This window comes from Fibrobacter sp. (assembly GCA_017503015.1).
Lineage (GTDB): Bacteria > Fibrobacterota > Fibrobacteria > Fibrobacterales > Fibrobacteraceae > Fibrobacter.
In genome coordinates this window covers 36,576-51,275 of sequence record JAFVTX010000046.1, presented here as the reverse complement: position 1 = coordinate 51,275, position 14,700 = coordinate 36,576, and the positions used below count along the sequence as shown (strand labels likewise).

Genomic DNA, 14,700 nt, shown 5'->3' with positions numbered 1-14,700 from the left:
CTGCCATCCTTTATCTTCTTCGTTGGGTTCCAAAAGCCCCTTCATCGCAAAGACAAGGAGCCACTGGGCGTCAGTTATGCTTGCAACCGGGCAACCAAAGTACGCACTAGCTTCCAGGCCGTATTCAAGCTTACGACTTTCAATTGAACCAGGTCCGGCGTTTTTTTTAGCGTTTCAATGAGAGTTTCGATACTTTCGTCCGAAACTTCATCAAGGCTAGGGTCACATTCTTCCACAAAAGCATTGAATTCGTCGCAGAGCTTCTTCAGCTCATCGGGCGTACAGAACGAGCGCAGGTGTTCCGCAGAGCGGAAAATACGTTCTCCCGTATCGACATTGTAGAAGGCCCGCCACATGCCGTGCGCCGCTTCCTGTTCGCGGTAATCTGCCTGATTGTACCATGTGACTTCAATGCCGTCGTGTTTGAACTCCAGCTGGTTATCGACTTTAGCCTTGCGGGTTTCGGAAAGCGTCAGCAATCGAATTTCAATCTTGATGTCCGGCCTGCCCGGCCAACTCACGACACGCTTGACATCGTGGGAGGCCTTGATGCGTTCGATGAGTTCGTCGGGTTTATCTTCGCGGATAGCTTTTTCAAGTTCCGTCATTAGCTTACCTTGCGAGCGCGGGCGTAGAAGTCGAGCTGGGTTTCCTTGGCGGTCTTACCGTCAATGTCACCCGGAGTCTGTTTTAGGAGACGGCAACCGGTGAACACCACCTTCTTGCCGCCCTTGTACTGCACGACAACAGTGGCATCGCTGGTTCCGGTCCAATCCCGATCGGCACCACTGTCGGGCACGACGGTAAGCGAAAAACCGTATTTCGGCGGAACTTCCACCACGTCTTCGCCATCGGCGAGTTCCACGGTCTGGGCTTCTTCGATTTCGTTCTCCTTGAACTGCTTGAAGCCCGTAATCTTGTCGCCGTCAAGAACGACTGTAACTTGGGAAATCTTCATGGTTCACTCCTTAGTTGAGGTAAAGGTCGATGGTGGAATAGATCTGATTCAGGCCAGGCACGACAGGAGCCGGAATCTGGCAGAGCATACGGCCCGGTTCATCCTTCGATTCCTCGGTGATGAACTGGTCTGCGTACTGGTCAATGAAACGCAGAATCTGCACCCCTTCGAGGCTCTTTGCCACGGCGATGTTGTCTTCGTTCAGGGCATCGGGCAACAGCTCGTGGATGACCTTGTTCTTGTACTTCACCTTGTGCATGGCGAGAATGGAATCGCGGAAATAGTCGAGCGAGGCGATAACACCCGTGTCAATGAGCTTGGTGAAGCGGACGCCGTCCTTGGTGCTGCGAGTAGTCACTGCACGGACAATGCAAAGTTCGCTATCTGCTTCCACCAGGGGAATCACGCCGCCATAAAGCAGGGCGTCCTGCTCTTCGCCGCTCCACTTGTCGGCAATATCCGGGAGACCAATGCCAGGGATCGGGAGCCCGTTCATGGGCTTGTTGGGCTGGGAATTGCTGGCAAAGATGGCGGCAAGGCCTGCGGCAATTTCCCAGGTAGTGGCGGGAATGGCGTTCTTGACTGCGGCAATGTGCAGGCGTTCGCAGTTGAAGTCGGTTGCAAGGGAAATGGCGTCGCTAGCCCCGGCAACGATTGTAGCCACAATGCCACGCTGGCCACGCTGTTCAAGCGGTTCAGCGGCCTGCATCAAGTGCGTCTTCAAGAGGGTCAAATTGTCCTCGTCAGCCGCAGGGAGTACAATCAGGTGGAAACGTTCCGGGAAGGCCGCAGCAAGTGCGCTTTCCACGTCAATTTCGCCAGTTCCCGCAGTAAGAATCGGGTCTGCTGCCGTGATATCGGTGGAAACGACCTCGACCGAGACGTTCACGCCACCCTTGGCGGCAGAAATGTAGGCACCGTTTGCCTTTGCGGTAAGGGTTACAACACCCGATGCGGCTTCGGCGGTAAACGGTGCGGCAACTTCGGCATTCAAGGCGGTGGCGATGCCGTTGGCGACATCCTCGGCAGTATCGCCGATTTTCACGCCCACATTGACCTTCTTGCCGTTATAGACGATTCGGACAAGTCCGCCAACCGTCGCGGCATCCTCGTCGGTCGGATTGGAAAGCGTGATGGTCCAGGTGGCGGGGGTTCCCGCAGTAGCCTTGTGGCGCACCAGGGTAATCTGGGCGTACTTCCAGGCGTTCTTTGCAGCCCTGTACATCTGGTGGAGTACCGAACCGGCCCCGACGAGAGCGAGAACCTCGCTTTCGTTATAGACCGCCGTGGGCTTCGCCACTGCAAGGGTGCCGCCTTCGGCAATGTCGCCGACCAGAAGCACCTTCTGGATGTTCGCCGGGAGTCCGTTCGGGCCGGCAAAGTAGTTGTATTCCGAGTAGGAGCCCGGAATCATGGTTTCCGGGATGTTGTTGGTCAGTGTCATGGTGTTTCTCCGTTATCAAAGTTCACTTTGGATGTAGCGAGTTCCTCGTGCGGTTCCTCTTCGCTCTTGAAGGAACTCCAGATAGAAAGCAGGTTGCGGTAACTTGCTTCTTCTGTTTCAGGCGTCAGCGTGTACGCCGTTTCAAATTCGATTTCAGCTTCCAGGATCTTGTCGATAAGATGTTCTGGAGTAGTCGTTTCTTTCCAGTTCTTGGCATTCAGGGGTTCGATGTCAAGACCAAGGTTGTTACCTTGCAGCTTGCCTACCACATACTTGACTGCAGGGTGCAAAAGCTTGCGGCGTTCAACTTCGTTCGCAACATTCTTGAACACCAGGTAAACGATAATTTTGGAAGTCACTTTCAGCTTGTCGGTAGAGTCTTCCTTTTCATAGCTGCCCGATACGACGGCGGCAGAAAAACCCGGGCGCGAAAGGACCGTTACGACGGAGCCAATTTCAACAGCCTTAAACCAAAAGGCATCTCTTTCTTTTGCCGGGGTCTTACCATTCTCTCCGCAAAAGAGTTTATTTATCTTATCCTCGATATCGAAATCGGTCATAGGGACCTCATGGATTCAAGCGAGAAAATGGCAGGCCCGCCATCCAGCTTTGAAGAGACCTTGAATCCGGATTCATCGACAGGACCAATTTCGTCCAGGCCGATATCCGCCTTGCCTTCTGCAATGCTCTTCAGGAGGGCTATGGCGTTATTGTAGCGGAGCTTCATCCCTTCGGTGATGTTCATCTCCGTCAGGCGCTCGTAAAGGTTGTAAATCGTCAGGTCAACGCAAATCATGCGAAGCACTCTCGGAATACGCGGGAGCGGTAGCCTAAAACGCTTGCCTATATAGGCGTCAATCAGGGTAGAACTTTCCTCGATGGCCTTGACCACGATGTTCTCCTTGATTTCACCGTCGGCATTTGGCGTGAGGTCATCGGTGACCTCCACCAAACGCGCGTCAGGCACGTGCCCCCGTATATCGTCGAGAGTGCAGTAGTTCATCAGCTTTCCTTAGGCGTCCTTGAGGACGTCCTTGAGGAGAATGCCGGCACCAGGAGCGGTCACCAGTTCAGCCTGGTAGAAACCAGCCTTCACGATTTCGCCGCCCTTGAGACCAATATTCTTGTCTTCGATGACTTCCACGTAGCGTTCGCCGACCTGGGCGGTCATACCCCAGGCAAGACCTTCCTTCAAGTCGGAAAGTTCTTCCTGGTAGTGGGCGAAGATGTTTTCGCCCCAGCAAGAGGTGAGATCGGGCTTCTTCGGGTTCTTGCGGGTGTTCACGCGGGCCTGACCGACGATGATGCGGTCAACCTCGAAGAGATCGGCAATCTGTTCGCGGGTGGCGACGCCGGAGCCGTTGTTGGTGGGCCAGATGGCGTTAATCACGGACTTGTCGGTACGCAGCTTGTAGAACACCTTGGAACTCATGCCAAGCACGTTCGGACGCACAAGGGCGGATTCCATCATATCCATAATCAGCTCGAAGATGTTGGAACCTTCGGCACCGATCTTTTCATCGGCGGCAAGGGTCTTGACCTGCGAGGATTCATAGTTGGCTGCATCCTGAACGATTTTCGCGATGCGGATTTCCCTGTCCAGGAGAATACGGTCAATCAGGTTTTCGATGGTCTTGTTGACGAAGCGGTCCTTGTTCTTCACCTGGTCAAGGTCTTCGTAGGGAACGGGAGTCTGCAAGCCGTAAGCCTTGGCAAGCCCTGCAATCTCTTCACCGCCAAAATACACGACATTCGGAGCGGACATTCGGCCCACCTGGGTATCCTGGGCACCGAAGGCGTCGCCCATGTTCCTGCGGAAATACTTGAATGCGAGTTCGTTACCGTCAAGCTGCTTGATTGGCATCACCTCGTCGGCAATCAGGCGACCGTTCTTGAATGCGGTCACAAGGCCGGTCTGCTGTTCGCCAATGGGCAGGATGGTTGCAAAGCTTGCGCCTGCGCTACCAAAGCCCAGAGAATCGACGATGAACTGCGGAACGCCGCAGGCGGTAAGCGCGTCGCCACCTGCAAAGGCGCAGACGGTAAGCGCAAAGGTGATGAGGAAAAGAGCGATCTTGGTCATTTTCTTCATGGGTTATGCTCCTTCGTTGGAATTTTCAGGTTCAGTGGGTTCGGTGGGCGTTTCGCCACCTTCAGTTCCACTGGTTTCAGGTTCAGTGGGTTCGGTGGGCGTTTCGTCGCCAGTGGTTGTATCGCCACTTTCGGTGTTTGTCGGGGTGTCGTTGCCACCTGCGGGTGTGTCATCACCAGTGGAAGGCGTTTCGCCACCTTCGGGTTCAGTAGGTTCAGTGGGTTCGCTAGGCGTTTCGTCGCCAGTGGATGCCGTCGCAGAAGAACCGGCGCAGTCCACCTTGATGCGGACCACATCGCCTTCGGAGCCCGAATCAAGGGCCACGATGCCGGACACACCTTCGGCAGGAACACCGCGACCTTCGGCATCGGAAGAGAGTGCCTGGCCGTAGGTCACGTCGGCACCCAGTTCCACATGGCCGATACCGTCGTGCTGCACATCGACGCGGTTGCCTTCCTTGACATCCACATCCATGGACACGCCAAGCACGGCATCGCCGGAACCTGCAAGTTTAACATTGCCTTGGGCTTCGCCAGCCTTGACGAAGCGGAAAGCGGGGACGGCGGTTTCCGCCGTAAAGTTGAGGATATTGCCCTTCATCAGGTACTCCTTATTGATTGTAACATTCTTCAGCAGCTTCGGCGAAACTGAGCTTGCGCCCCTTTGCCAGCTGTTCATCGTGATACTTGCCGATGCGTACCGCCGCAGATTCCTTTCCCGGAACAGATGCTGGCGCAAATTCGCCAAACGAAACGATTTTCGGCATCGCCTTGACCGCTTCATCCAGGATTTGCATCGGATTGATTCTCTCGTCACCTTCGCCAAAGCAGCCTTCGCCATCGACGGGCAGGGCCTGCATAGCGCCAAAGACCTTCATGAGGTTGTCTTTCATGATCTGGGTGCAGCGGCCCTCTGCAATGGCGTTGTCCAAAGTCTCCGAGAATGCCGCCTCAGCCTTTTGGCGCTGCGCCGCAAGCTTGTCGGCCTTGAGTGCCTCATTTTCGGCCTTGAGAGCGGCATTCTCTTCGCTCAGTCGCGCCGCTTCGCTAGAATTGCCTTCCGGGATAGATGCGGTTGGCTCGTCGTGAGGGGGCGTTGTAGGCTGAGGATCCTGCTTCCCGTTCTCCGGCGAATCAGGACCAGGTTCATTCGGTTCACCGAAAGAAGCGGTAGATTCCGCAGGCTTCTCCACAACAGGCTTCGGCTGTTCCGGGAAGTCCTTCGCGTCCTTCAAGACGCTTTCGACTTCTTCAATATCCTTGATGGCATATTCCGGGAAAACCTTGTCGGCGGCTTCAATGCCGTCTTTTTCGATAAGCTGTTCGCGCTGGCTGCGGAACATGCGGCCAATGCCGCTAATCTTGTACACCAGCGATTCAAAAACACTGCGCGGCACCAGGCGGTCCCAGGCAAACGGCTCCGCAAAGACGCTCACGTCCTGCTCGGTGGCATCCTTGTCCTGGTCGGCAAACATACCTTCGCCGAAACAGAGCGGAGCCATCCCTTTCATAGCCGGAGCGTGCGCACCGAGAGCGCCCAGGTGACGCAGACCCTTTTTCAAGTTGCTGTAAATGGCTGCGGAAAGATACTTGAAGCCGCCCTTCTTCACCTCTTCGGCAAAGTCCGGGTTCACGTCGTCGAGCTTTACCTTCAGCACGTTGTCTTCCACCTTGGAATCGACAATGGATGCGACACGCGGATCGTCAAGTTGCGGGTGGCCCTTGACCATCGGCGGCTGGTAACCGGCGTCAAGCTGGTTGTGGATACCTTCGTTGAGGTCGTTCAAGTCCGATTCGCTGAACTCGTGTTCCTTGCCTGCCATGTCGGTCACCTTGCCGACCTTGAAGGCTTCGACCCACGGTTCCTTCAAATCTTCCGATTTCAGAATTTTGTCTTTCATGGCCTCAAAGATACCCGAATAAAAGCGAACGAGGACATGACATTGTCATGCCCTATGTCAGAGCCTATTGGGTAACTTTGCGAGGAGGTATATACCATGGATAAAACTTTCTGGCAAGAAGCATTGAAACAGTTCGGCGTGGGCATTGTCTTCGCCGTCATGCTAGCCATCTTCTACACAAACGAAAACGCAAAGTGGGAAAAGAACGCCGCCAATGACCAGGTGCGATGGGAAGCGGTTCTGAAACAGTACAGCGACGACCAGAAAAGGGCCCTCGAAACGATACGCGCCTGCTGTGCCGAAAACCACGCTACGCCCGGGAGAATGCCATGAGCAAGTCCGAACTCAAGCCCAAGGCGAAAGAATTTTACACCATTCACCAGATGAGCCTAGCTGACATTAGCCGCCGGCTCAACATCTCCACGCGCACCCTTCAGAACTGGAAATCTGAAGAACACTGGGACGAAGCACGTGCCGAAATCAGCGGCAGCGAAAAGAACTTCCACGCGCAGCTGTTCGAGCTGGGCGAAGTAATGGCCCGCAAGATCAAGCAGGATGAACTCGACGGCGTAAAGGTTGCAGCCGAACGCTACACCGCACTCCAGCGCATCATCGATACAGCCGAACACGCCCGCAAGTACGAGGCCGTGGCACCCAAGGCCAACAAGTCCGAACTTTCCCCGGAAGAAAAACAGAAAGCCGCTCTCGCCAAAATGAAGGAAGCTCTTGGACTATGCCCGACCAAAGCCTAATTGACTACTTTTTTCCGTACCAAAAGAGGTACTTGCTCGACAAGAGCAAGGTTAAAATCCTCGAAAAGTCCCGCCGTATCGGTGGAACTTACGTGCAGAGTTTCGAAGACGTGCAGGACTGCATCGAACAGCCCGGACTGAAGATATTCTTCAGCTCGGCAGACATGACCGCCGCCGCAGAATACATGGATTACATAGCCGGTTGGGTTGCGAAGCTGAACACGATTGCAAAGGCGCTGGCGGAAATCAACTGCGAGGACATTTCCGAATGTGAGTTTGCCGACGAAGACAAAGGCGTAAAGTCCAAAGTAATCGAGTTCAACAACGGTTCAAAGATTTACGCGCTATCCAGCAACCCAAAGGCGTTCCGCTCCAAAGGCGGTAAGATTGTCTGGGACGAAGCGGCACACCACAAGGACGACCGCAAGATGTGGGCCGCCGCGAAGCCCGCCGCCATGTGGGGTTACTCAATCCGCATACTCTCTACGCACAACGGCGTCAACTCGCTTTTCTACCTGATCATCGACAAGTGCAAAAAAGGCGAACTCGATTACAGCGTGCACACCGTTCCTATCCAGCTCGCAGTAGAAGAAGGCCTCGCCGACCGTATCTGCGGGCGAAAGCTCTCCAGGAAAGAACGCGAAGCGTGGCTGGAAAACGAACACAAAGGCTGCCTTACCGAAGCAATATGGCAAGAGGAATACTGCTGCAACCCGCAGGACGAATCCAAGGCCATAATCAGCTACGACCTGATTCACAGCTGCGAGCGTCAGGGAGTGCTCGGGCTTGAAAAGGCTAAAGGCCCGCTCTACCTGGGGTGCGACGTGGCCCGCCACCGTCACCTTTATGTCATCTACGTGTTCGAAGACATCGGCGACCGCCTAATTTGCCGTGCAGTAGAAGCCTATCAGAACAAGAAGTGGAGTTACCTGGAACAGAAGCTCTACAAGTTCCTGAAACTCCCGAACCTTGTCCGCGGCTGTATCGACCGCACCGGATGTGGCGACCAGTTCACCGAACGGGCCCAGGACAAGTTCGGCACTGTCAAGGTCGAGGGCGTACTTTTCTCCAACACGGTAAAGGCCGACCTTGCCATCAACCTTTTGCAGGCGTTTGAAGACCAGAAGATTATCATCGAGAAATGCCCGAAGTTCCCGGGCATCGATACCAAAATCGAGGACGAACAGGCCGAAAGCATCCACGCCGTCCGAAAGATTGTCACGAGTGCCGGGAACGTGCGCTACGATGCCGCAAGCACCGAGCAGGGTCACGGCGACTTCTTCTGGGGAGCCGCACTTGCATACCATGCGAAAAACGCAAGTGACGCGGGTCCGGTATTCATCCAGACCGCAAATCCGTTCAAAGGGGAAAGCATGAATTTTAACGGTTTCTGACAATCGCACAGAAAGGCCCTTTTTAGCCCGTTTTTGTTTTGGACTAGTAAACGGTCATCCGATTTTAGAAAATCAAAATTCAACGAATTTGAACGGCCATTCAACGAGATTAGAAATACACCGAGGACTGCATGAGCAAAAAAAGGAAAAAACAGACCGAAAACACCCAGAACGGCGGTGAAAAACTCCGCCTGGCGACCGAAGTGGCCACCCGGGCGGCTGCAACTTTCATCACGGGCGAAGATTACCTGCCCAACCCCGACCCTATCCTCAAGGCGCAGGGTGGGAACATCAAGGTTTACCGCAACTTCGTGGACGGGCACCTCGATGCCGTCAAGAGCAAGCGCTTCGCATCCATCACCAGCCGCACCTGGACCATCGACGGTAGCAAGGGCGACCCCAAGAAAGCGAAGATGCTTGAAGAATACTTCTGGAACCTGGAACTGCGCAACACCATTTCGCAGATGCTCCAGGCCATCGGCTTCGGTTTCGCCGTCCACGAAATCGTGTGGGATTCCGTCCCCACGGCCTACGGAACGCTCATTCTGCCTGTCGCCATCAAGGACCGCCCGCAGGAATGGTTCCGCTTCGATGACGAAGGCAGGCTGCTATTCCAGAACAAGTTCAACGCGAAGGTTCCCGTACCCGACCGCAAGTTCATCGTGACCCGCAACCGCCCCACGGCCGTAAACCCCTACGGCGAGCCCGTCTATGCCCGCTGCTTCTGGCCCATGGCCTTCAAGAAGGGCGGTCTCAAGTTCTGGATGATATTCGTCGAGAAGTACGGCATGCCCAAGGCCGTCGGGAAGATTCCTCCGGGAGCGACCGACAAGGAACAGAGCACCTTCCTCAGGATGCTTTCTGGGCTTGTGCGCGACGCCGTGGCAGTCATCCCGCAGACAGGTTCCGTGGAACTCCTGGAAACCAAGATGAGCGGCACCAACCCCCACAGCGAAATCGTGGCCTGGGCGGATTCCGAAATCAGCAAGGCGTGGCTTGGCGAGACCCTCACCACCGAGCAGACTAGTTCGGGCGGCACCCAGGCCATGGCCACCGTGCACAACGACGTGCGCCTGGACTTGGCCCTTGACGATGCCGCCATGATTGAATCCAGCTTCAATCAGCTTATCAGGTGGATTTACGAAATCAACTGGCCTGGTGAAAAGGTCATACCGTGGATGAACATCATTCTCCCGGAAGACATGCAGCAGGCACGCCTCGAACGCGACGCAAAGCTCTCGCAGCTGGGAGTCAAGTTCAACGCCCAGTACATCAGCGACATCTACGGTATCGACGAGAAGTATTTCGAGATGACCGAAGTTCAGCAAGGCGGCATGTTCGCCGAACATGATGATGATTGTCATTGTTTCGCAGAAGGAAGCGTCAAGAACAAAATCGAGAAGATGATTCAGGATCTCTCCGCAGAGGATTTGCAGGAACAGATTGAAGAACTTGCAAAGCCGATTATCGACCTTGCGGAACATTGCGGCAACTACGAACAGTTCGAAGAAGAGCTCTACAAGATTCTCCCGAACCTCAGCAGCAAGAAAATGGACGAGGCCGTGACCAAGTGCCTCGTACTTTCCGAAATGCAGGGCCGTGCCGATGCCTGATGAAAAGTTACAGAAAGAGCTTTCGATGCTGTTCAATCTCCCTCATAAAAAGGCGATTGAATACTTTGAAAAGAAAGTCGCTCTAGGCCCAAAGAAACATTGGGACTGGACGGACACGATGCGCCATGCTCACGACAGGGTTTTTGTCGTAGCCAAGGCGACAAGCATCGACTTGGTCAAGGACATCCACGCAAGCCTTCTAAAGGCCATTAAGGAAGGGAAACCTTACCAAGACTTTGCGAACGACATCATCCCGACGCTCAAGGAAAAAGGCTGGTGGGGCAATATCGATGCCGTAAACAAAGACCAGAAATTGGTCAAGCCGATAAAGGTAGACCACAGAAGACTGCGAAACATCTTTAACACGAACGTAAAGACGGCATACGCAGCAGGTCGATACGAGCGCATGATGGAAGATGCCGATGTAGCACCGTATTGGCGATATGTCGCTGTTCCTAAGGGTGCAGGAAACAAGAACCCGAGGGTGGAACACGCCGCGTTGCACAACCTTGTTTTCCGTTATGACGACCCGTTCTGGCAAACGCATTATGCCCCTAATGGCTGGGGCTGCCATTGCACCGTGTCCAGGATGACGAAACGGACTCTGGAAAAGAAGTTCGGCAAGCCCGCAAATGAGGTTGTGCGAGAAAGCAAGCCCGAAGATTTCGTGAGCAAGACAGAAGAAATCGAGAGAGAACATATAAGACTTGACGGAACGGTAGAAACTCAAAAGGTCAAAGTGACGACTACTGGCTACAAGGTGGGCAATACCGTTGTTTACCCAAGTCAAGGCTGGGACTATGCACCGGGTTCGTATTCGTTTGATTATGACAGGATGCTCGAAAGGAAGATTAAGGAACTTCCCTTAAAAGAACAGGAAACAATGTTCGACCAACTATCAAGCCAAGTAGTAAACAGTTTCAAGAATATTGTCGATGTGGAGTCTGTATTGAATGCCCCAAAGGGAGAAACATTTGTGGCGGGAATGTTGCCTGAAAGTGTCTTTAACAAATTGCAAAGTAAGAAGAATCGAAAGGGGAACGACCTCAACATTGAGTCTCGTCTTTTAACGATAGATGACAAAAGGATAATTCACGCACTTCGTACAGACCATCCTGCAATACCCAAAGAAGTGTTATCTAGGTTACCTGAACTTATCAAAGAATGGTCTTGCACGTACACACCTGTTGATGGCTTGGTATTCTACTCAGAACCATTAAAAGGAAATACAAAAAAACGCTATAAAGCCGTTTTCGGGCTAGAGAACGAATCCAGTAAGCGATTAGTCTTTAAAACAGGAATGGTTGTTGATGCGACTGCGTTTTCAAAGAAACATCTATTGTGAAAAAAGAACGACTGGCAAGGCGGCGAACTCTTGCATACGGTACTGTGACTTTTTTGAAAGTTTAGCTCCCGAAGTGGTGAACCTCGTTCCACTAACTCAGCGCGTTCTTTATTCATAATATACCTCTTTTTTCGGAGAAAAGCAATGATCAAGGCTAAAATTGATGACAAAAATTGCAAAATTCTGCTAAAAGGCATCGAAAACAACGGAAAAAACATGTCCAGAGCGATGAGAACCATCGCCGTCGAGCTGGAGGAGTCCGTCCGGGAAAACTTCGAGGTAGGTGGTCGATACAGCAAGGCGGGTTCCCTGATAGGCGGACCCAAGAAATGGACCAAAAGCCAGCACGGCGGTTCCTTGATAAGAACTGGCAACCTTCGCGACTCCATCACAAGCGAAAGTGACAAAAATTCAGCGCAAGTCGGAACAAATATTGCCTACGCAAAAATCCATAATTTCGGCGGAACAATAGCAGGGCGCACCATTATCCCCAGAGAAAAGAAAGCACTCTCGTTCATATGGAATGGAATGCGGCGTATATACGCAAGAGTGACAACCAAAACCCGCGAAATTCCCGCACGCCCCTTCATGGTCGTTCAGCCCGAAGACCTTGAAGGATTCAAAGAAACACTTATGGAACACTTAACCCAAGGTACAAAATGACAAAACCCGCACCCAAAACAAACAAGCCCAAACGCGCCTACTACAACGAAATGCCCGTGGAAACAATCAAGATTATCCACGCCATCGTGAAGCGCGAAGAACTCCCGCGTGAAGCCGCCTACGACATCGGCACAGCCGTCAAGTATCAATGCCGCGCAGGACTCAAGCCCGACAACGACAGGAAAGACGACATCCGCAAGGCCGAAAACTATCTGCACCACGCAAGAACCGGCGAATGGATGAAGGAATAAAGTGTATGCTAGAACAGGCTCAGTTGCCCTTTGTTTTCAGGCTTCTTTTCAACCACGTTCATGTACCTGTAGATCGTGCGCTCGCTGACTCCGGTTTCAAACGCAAGCTGGTGAACTGGCTTGTCGAAGTTGTCGCGCATATAGCGGCGCACTGCTGTTGGGTTCATCCTGGCTGGGCAGGCTACATGGTTGCCCGCGAACTTCTTCCAGATACGCTTGGCAATGTCGAGCCCGAGGGTGCTTGCCACCCACTTCAGGTCGTCATTCGGAAGGTCGTCGATTGTCAGGGAATCCCAGAAGCTCATTCTGTATTGCAAATATAATCAAAATGAGCGAAAAAAACAACAATGTAAAAAAAGGAAATGAAAAATGAAGAAAGAAAAAGAGATGTCAAAATCAGTCTTTGCCGAGTTTATGTATCAAGTCGCGCCACCTGCATTGGGCGCAATAACCTGTTTCGTCATCGTTCTTCTATCATTTGTTCGAAGGTAGATTTCGCAGAAGTGCATAGGGACATAATGCTTAATATGTAAATCCTTTCGTCTTCGGCTTTAGATGAATCTTTGTCTAGCGGAGCATTTAGCAGACATTGTTCAAATGACTTTATTTTAGACAAAACGGATTCAAACACCTTATTCTTTCTTGAAGAGTCTTTCAAAGCAGCAGCCTTTTCAACAAGTTTTTCTATAGCGAGTTTACCATATTGAGCAAAGGTCTTGTCAAAGTGATCAACAATTTCTTTCAGTGCAAAATCATAGCACATAAATTCATGGTAAAACTGTTTCTGAGTTTCTGCAAGTCTTCCCTGCGTTATCCAATTAAGAATGATTTTCTCTTGCATATCCTTAACCAATGCGGAAAGTTCAAGAGATTGTCTATTTTGAGCATCAAATTGCTGTTCAAATTTTTTGTTCATTCCGTCAGCTGTTCTTTTGGCGACATCTGCAATTTTTTCGTCAATGGATTTCAGATCGTGATAAAGCTTAAAACCAAATATGATGGCGATAATCGTGAGAAAAGCGCCAAAGATGGCAAGCAGCCAGTTAAACGACGTCGAGTAGAACTGCTGGGCTTCATGAAGAATCTGAACCGAGTAATTCGAGTCAAGCGCAACCTTGACCGTATCGAAGGAGACTGTATGAACAGTATCAAATACGGATGTATGCACGGTGTCATGGATGACGTGGTGGATGGTGTCGATGACGGTTGTGGTGGGCATAATAATTCCTTGAAAAAGAAGGTGTCGCCTCGCAGGTGCGGGGCGAACACTCTCGGTCTATTGATTCTCTATCGGTTCGCAGATTGCTTTCAACGCGTCAAGGCGTTTCATCTCTTCCGACGGTTCGGGAATGTCGGAAATGTTCGGCTCAGCACCCATATAAAGCATTCTCAGTCTATTGACCAAGACCTCAAACGCCGTTTCGGCATTTGCAAAAGGACGGCGATCAAGTTCTTCGCGATCCTTTTCAGAGACTTGAACAGCCTTCTCGCTTTGATGATAAATCGTAGCGAGACCATTGGGAGCTGGGCAAACCGGAGCATTGCTGGTTGCCTTGACAAAGTAAAACACTTCATACGAAAAACGCACTATCCTATTCATGGATTCCTCCATAAGTTGCTACACACGGTTCATTCCGCATGCAGCAGCGGGATTTCCTGCCCGCCTACCACTAAATTATATCATTCTTCAAAAGTGCGGAACCAACTCGATAATATTCCCTCTTACGCGGTAGCTTGGGCGGGTGGGTTCTCTGCTTCGGGCGTGGTGGCGGCGTGGCGGGAGCTCAGGGCGAGGGCGACGACCTGGTTGAAGAGGCGGGAGAGCTCCTCGACAGTGGGCGTGGCGGTGCCCTGCCGCCAGGAGTCGAGCGTGGCGGGGCTTACCCCCACGAGCTGGGCGAGGCGGCTTGCGGGCGTGTTCGAAAGCTCAAGAGCGCCTGAAATGTCTAAAATTCCACTATTTTCAGATTCCCCCTTGACATTTGAGGAATCTTTGATTAATTCATCTTTGATTAAATCGCCGTTTTTTTGCGAAAGCCATTCAAAAAAGCCGACATCTTCAAGTCTTTCGCGCCAAGATGCGCCAAAAGGACGCTTACCAGATAGGCTTTGCGTTAGGTTTGGCTGACTTACGCCTATAGCTTCAGCAAGTTTTTTCAGGGTTCCAAACCGCTCGGAGGCAAAATTTCGAACATTTTCTGAAGAAAAATTAATCTTTTTTGAATTTTCTCTTGACATTTGATTAATCTTTGATTAATTTTGGAATGTAGTAGTGATTAACCACCACT

Annotated in this window: 19 protein-coding genes; 7 read left to right on the top strand and 12 right to left on the bottom strand. The window is 52.1% G+C overall.

Features of this window, described 5'->3' with window-relative positions:
• Positions 1–74: 74 nt before the first annotated feature.
• Genes IKB43_08145 through IKB43_08110 form a run of 8 tightly spaced genes read right to left on the bottom strand, consistent with a single transcriptional unit; the run spans position 75 to position 6,394 of the window.
• The gene (locus tag IKB43_08145; protein ID MBR2470104.1) at positions 75–608 is read right to left on the bottom strand and encodes a hypothetical protein; all 534 of its coding nucleotides are present in this window, start codon (positions 606–608) and stop codon (positions 75–77) included.
• A complete protein-coding gene (locus IKB43_08140) occupies positions 608–958 on the bottom strand; it encodes a hypothetical protein (protein ID MBR2470103.1) in 351 nt (116 codons plus the stop codon). The genes IKB43_08145 and IKB43_08140 overlap by 1 nt, the downstream gene beginning before the upstream one ends.
• Positions 959–968: 10 nt before the next feature.
• Positions 969–2,402, bottom strand: coding sequence for a phage tail sheath subtilisin-like domain-containing protein (locus tag IKB43_08135; protein ID MBR2470102.1), 1,434 nt, complete (start codon positions 2,400–2,402; stop codon positions 969–971).
• Positions 2,399–2,962: a hypothetical protein gene (locus IKB43_08130; protein MBR2470101.1), complete on the bottom strand. Its 564-nt coding sequence runs from the start codon at positions 2,960–2,962 to the stop codon at positions 2,399–2,401. The genes IKB43_08135 and IKB43_08130 overlap by 4 nt, the downstream gene beginning before the upstream one ends.
• Positions 2,959–3,405, bottom strand: coding sequence for a DUF1320 domain-containing protein (locus IKB43_08125; protein ID MBR2470100.1), 447 nt, complete (start codon positions 3,403–3,405; stop codon positions 2,959–2,961). Before IKB43_08125 ends, IKB43_08130 begins: the two co-directional genes overlap by 4 nt.
• 9 nt (positions 3,406–3,414) lie before the next feature.
• Entirely contained in the window at positions 3,415–4,494 is a 1,080-nt protein-coding gene (locus IKB43_08120) for a hypothetical protein (GenBank protein ID MBR2470099.1), read from the bottom strand.
• A gap of 3 nt (positions 4,495–4,497) precedes the next feature.
• The gene (locus tag IKB43_08115; GenBank protein MBR2470098.1) at positions 4,498–5,094 is read right to left on the bottom strand and encodes a DUF2190 family protein; all 597 of its coding nucleotides are present in this window, start codon (positions 5,092–5,094) and stop codon (positions 4,498–4,500) included.
• 10 nt (positions 5,095–5,104) lie between these two features.
• Entirely contained in the window at positions 5,105–6,394 is a 1,290-nt protein-coding gene (locus IKB43_08110) for a hypothetical protein (protein MBR2470097.1), read from the bottom strand.
• A 96-nt stretch (positions 6,395–6,490) separates the two neighbouring features.
• Here IKB43_08110 and IKB43_08105 point away from each other — a divergent pair, with 96 nt between their 5' ends.
• The 7 genes from IKB43_08105 to IKB43_08075 all read left to right on the top strand — a co-directional run bounded on the left by IKB43_08105 (position 6,491) and on the right by IKB43_08075 (position 12,412).
• On the top strand, positions 6,491–6,727 hold the full coding sequence (locus IKB43_08105) for a hypothetical protein (protein MBR2470096.1): 237 nt from the start codon (positions 6,491–6,493) through the stop codon (positions 6,725–6,727).
• Positions 6,724–7,146 carry a hypothetical protein gene (locus IKB43_08100; protein ID MBR2470095.1) on the top strand — a complete coding sequence of 141 codons (423 nt, stop codon included), beginning with the start codon at positions 6,724–6,726 and terminating at the stop codon, positions 7,144–7,146. Before IKB43_08105 ends, IKB43_08100 begins: the two co-directional genes overlap by 4 nt.
• Complete coding sequence (locus IKB43_08095; GenBank protein ID MBR2470094.1) at positions 7,128–8,540, top strand: terminase family protein; 1,413 nt, start codon at positions 7,128–7,130, stop codon at positions 8,538–8,540. Before IKB43_08100 ends, IKB43_08095 begins: the two co-directional genes overlap by 19 nt.
• A 131-nt stretch (positions 8,541–8,671) precedes the next feature.
• Complete coding sequence (locus tag IKB43_08090; protein MBR2470093.1) at positions 8,672–10,153, top strand: DUF935 family protein; 1,482 nt, start codon at positions 8,672–8,674, stop codon at positions 10,151–10,153.
• Positions 10,146–11,498: a hypothetical protein gene (locus tag IKB43_08085; protein MBR2470092.1), complete on the top strand. Its 1,353-nt coding sequence runs from the start codon at positions 10,146–10,148 to the stop codon at positions 11,496–11,498. The genes IKB43_08090 and IKB43_08085 overlap by 8 nt, the downstream gene beginning before the upstream one ends.
• A 144-nt stretch (positions 11,499–11,642) precedes the next feature.
• A complete protein-coding gene (locus IKB43_08080; GenBank protein ID MBR2470091.1) occupies positions 11,643–12,161 on the top strand; it encodes a phage virion morphogenesis protein in 519 nt (172 codons plus the stop codon).
• On the top strand, positions 12,158–12,412 hold the full coding sequence (locus IKB43_08075) for a DUF3310 domain-containing protein (protein ID MBR2470090.1): 255 nt from the start codon (positions 12,158–12,160) through the stop codon (positions 12,410–12,412). The genes IKB43_08080 and IKB43_08075 overlap by 4 nt, the downstream gene beginning before the upstream one ends.
• A gap of 8 nt (positions 12,413–12,420) precedes the next feature.
• On the opposite strand, the gene IKB43_08070 is transcribed toward IKB43_08075, so the two are convergent.
• The 4 genes from IKB43_08070 to IKB43_08055 form a co-directional block, all read right to left on the bottom strand.
• Entirely contained in the window at positions 12,421–12,717 is a 297-nt protein-coding gene (locus IKB43_08070) for a hypothetical protein (protein ID MBR2470089.1), read from the bottom strand.
• Between the two features lie 155 nt (positions 12,718–12,872).
• A complete protein-coding gene (locus tag IKB43_08065) occupies positions 12,873–13,631 on the bottom strand; it encodes a hypothetical protein (protein MBR2470088.1) in 759 nt (252 codons plus the stop codon).
• 57 nt (positions 13,632–13,688) lie between these two features.
• Positions 13,689–14,012, bottom strand: a complete 324-nt coding sequence (locus IKB43_08060; protein MBR2470087.1) for a hypothetical protein — start codon at positions 14,010–14,012, stop codon at positions 13,689–13,691.
• Positions 14,013–14,134: 122 nt separating this feature from the next.
• Positions 14,135–14,650 (bottom strand): hypothetical protein, encoded by a 516-nt coding sequence (locus IKB43_08055; protein MBR2470086.1) that lies wholly within the window; start codon positions 14,648–14,650, stop codon positions 14,135–14,137.
• Between the last annotated feature and the right edge of the window lie 50 nt (positions 14,651–14,700).

Coding starts and splice junctions, on each gene's coding strand:
- IKB43_08145 (MBR2470104.1), bottom strand. CDS start 608: ATGACGGAACTTGAAAAAGCTATCCGCGAAGATAAACCCGACGAACTC.
- IKB43_08140 (MBR2470103.1), bottom strand. CDS start 958: ATGAAGATTTCCCAAGTTACAGTCGTTCTTGACGGCGACAAGATTACG.
- IKB43_08135 (MBR2470102.1), bottom strand. CDS start 2,402: ATGACACTGACCAACAACATCCCGGAAACCATGATTCCGGGCTCCTAC.
- IKB43_08130 (MBR2470101.1), bottom strand. CDS start 2,962: ATGACCGATTTCGATATCGAGGATAAGATAAATAAACTCTTTTGCGGA.
- IKB43_08125 (MBR2470100.1), bottom strand. CDS start 3,405: ATGAACTACTGCACTCTCGACGATATACGGGGGCACGTGCCTGACGCG.
- IKB43_08120 (MBR2470099.1), bottom strand. CDS start 4,494: ATGAAGAAAATGACCAAGATCGCTCTTTTCCTCATCACCTTTGCGCTT.
- IKB43_08115 (MBR2470098.1), bottom strand. CDS start 5,094: ATGAAGGGCAATATCCTCAACTTTACGGCGGAAACCGCCGTCCCCGCT.
- IKB43_08110 (MBR2470097.1), bottom strand. CDS start 6,394: ATGAAAGACAAAATTCTGAAATCGGAAGATTTGAAGGAACCGTGGGTC.
- IKB43_08105 (MBR2470096.1), top strand. CDS start 6,491: ATGGATAAAACTTTCTGGCAAGAAGCATTGAAACAGTTCGGCGTGGGC.
- IKB43_08100 (MBR2470095.1), top strand. CDS start 6,724: ATGAGCAAGTCCGAACTCAAGCCCAAGGCGAAAGAATTTTACACCATT.
- IKB43_08095 (MBR2470094.1), top strand. CDS start 7,128: ATGCCCGACCAAAGCCTAATTGACTACTTTTTTCCGTACCAAAAGAGG.
- IKB43_08090 (MBR2470093.1), top strand. CDS start 8,672: ATGAGCAAAAAAAGGAAAAAACAGACCGAAAACACCCAGAACGGCGGT.
- IKB43_08085 (MBR2470092.1), top strand. CDS start 10,146: ATGCCTGATGAAAAGTTACAGAAAGAGCTTTCGATGCTGTTCAATCTC.
- IKB43_08080 (MBR2470091.1), top strand. CDS start 11,643: ATGATCAAGGCTAAAATTGATGACAAAAATTGCAAAATTCTGCTAAAA.
- IKB43_08075 (MBR2470090.1), top strand. CDS start 12,158: ATGACAAAACCCGCACCCAAAACAAACAAGCCCAAACGCGCCTACTAC.
- IKB43_08070 (MBR2470089.1), bottom strand. CDS start 12,717: ATGAGCTTCTGGGATTCCCTGACAATCGACGACCTTCCGAATGACGAC.
- IKB43_08065 (MBR2470088.1), bottom strand. CDS start 13,631: ATGCCCACCACAACCGTCATCGACACCATCCACCACGTCATCCATGAC.
- IKB43_08060 (MBR2470087.1), bottom strand. CDS start 14,012: ATGAATAGGATAGTGCGTTTTTCGTATGAAGTGTTTTACTTTGTCAAG.
- IKB43_08055 (MBR2470086.1), bottom strand. CDS start 14,650: ATGTCAAGAGAAAATTCAAAAAAGATTAATTTTTCTTCAGAAAATGTT.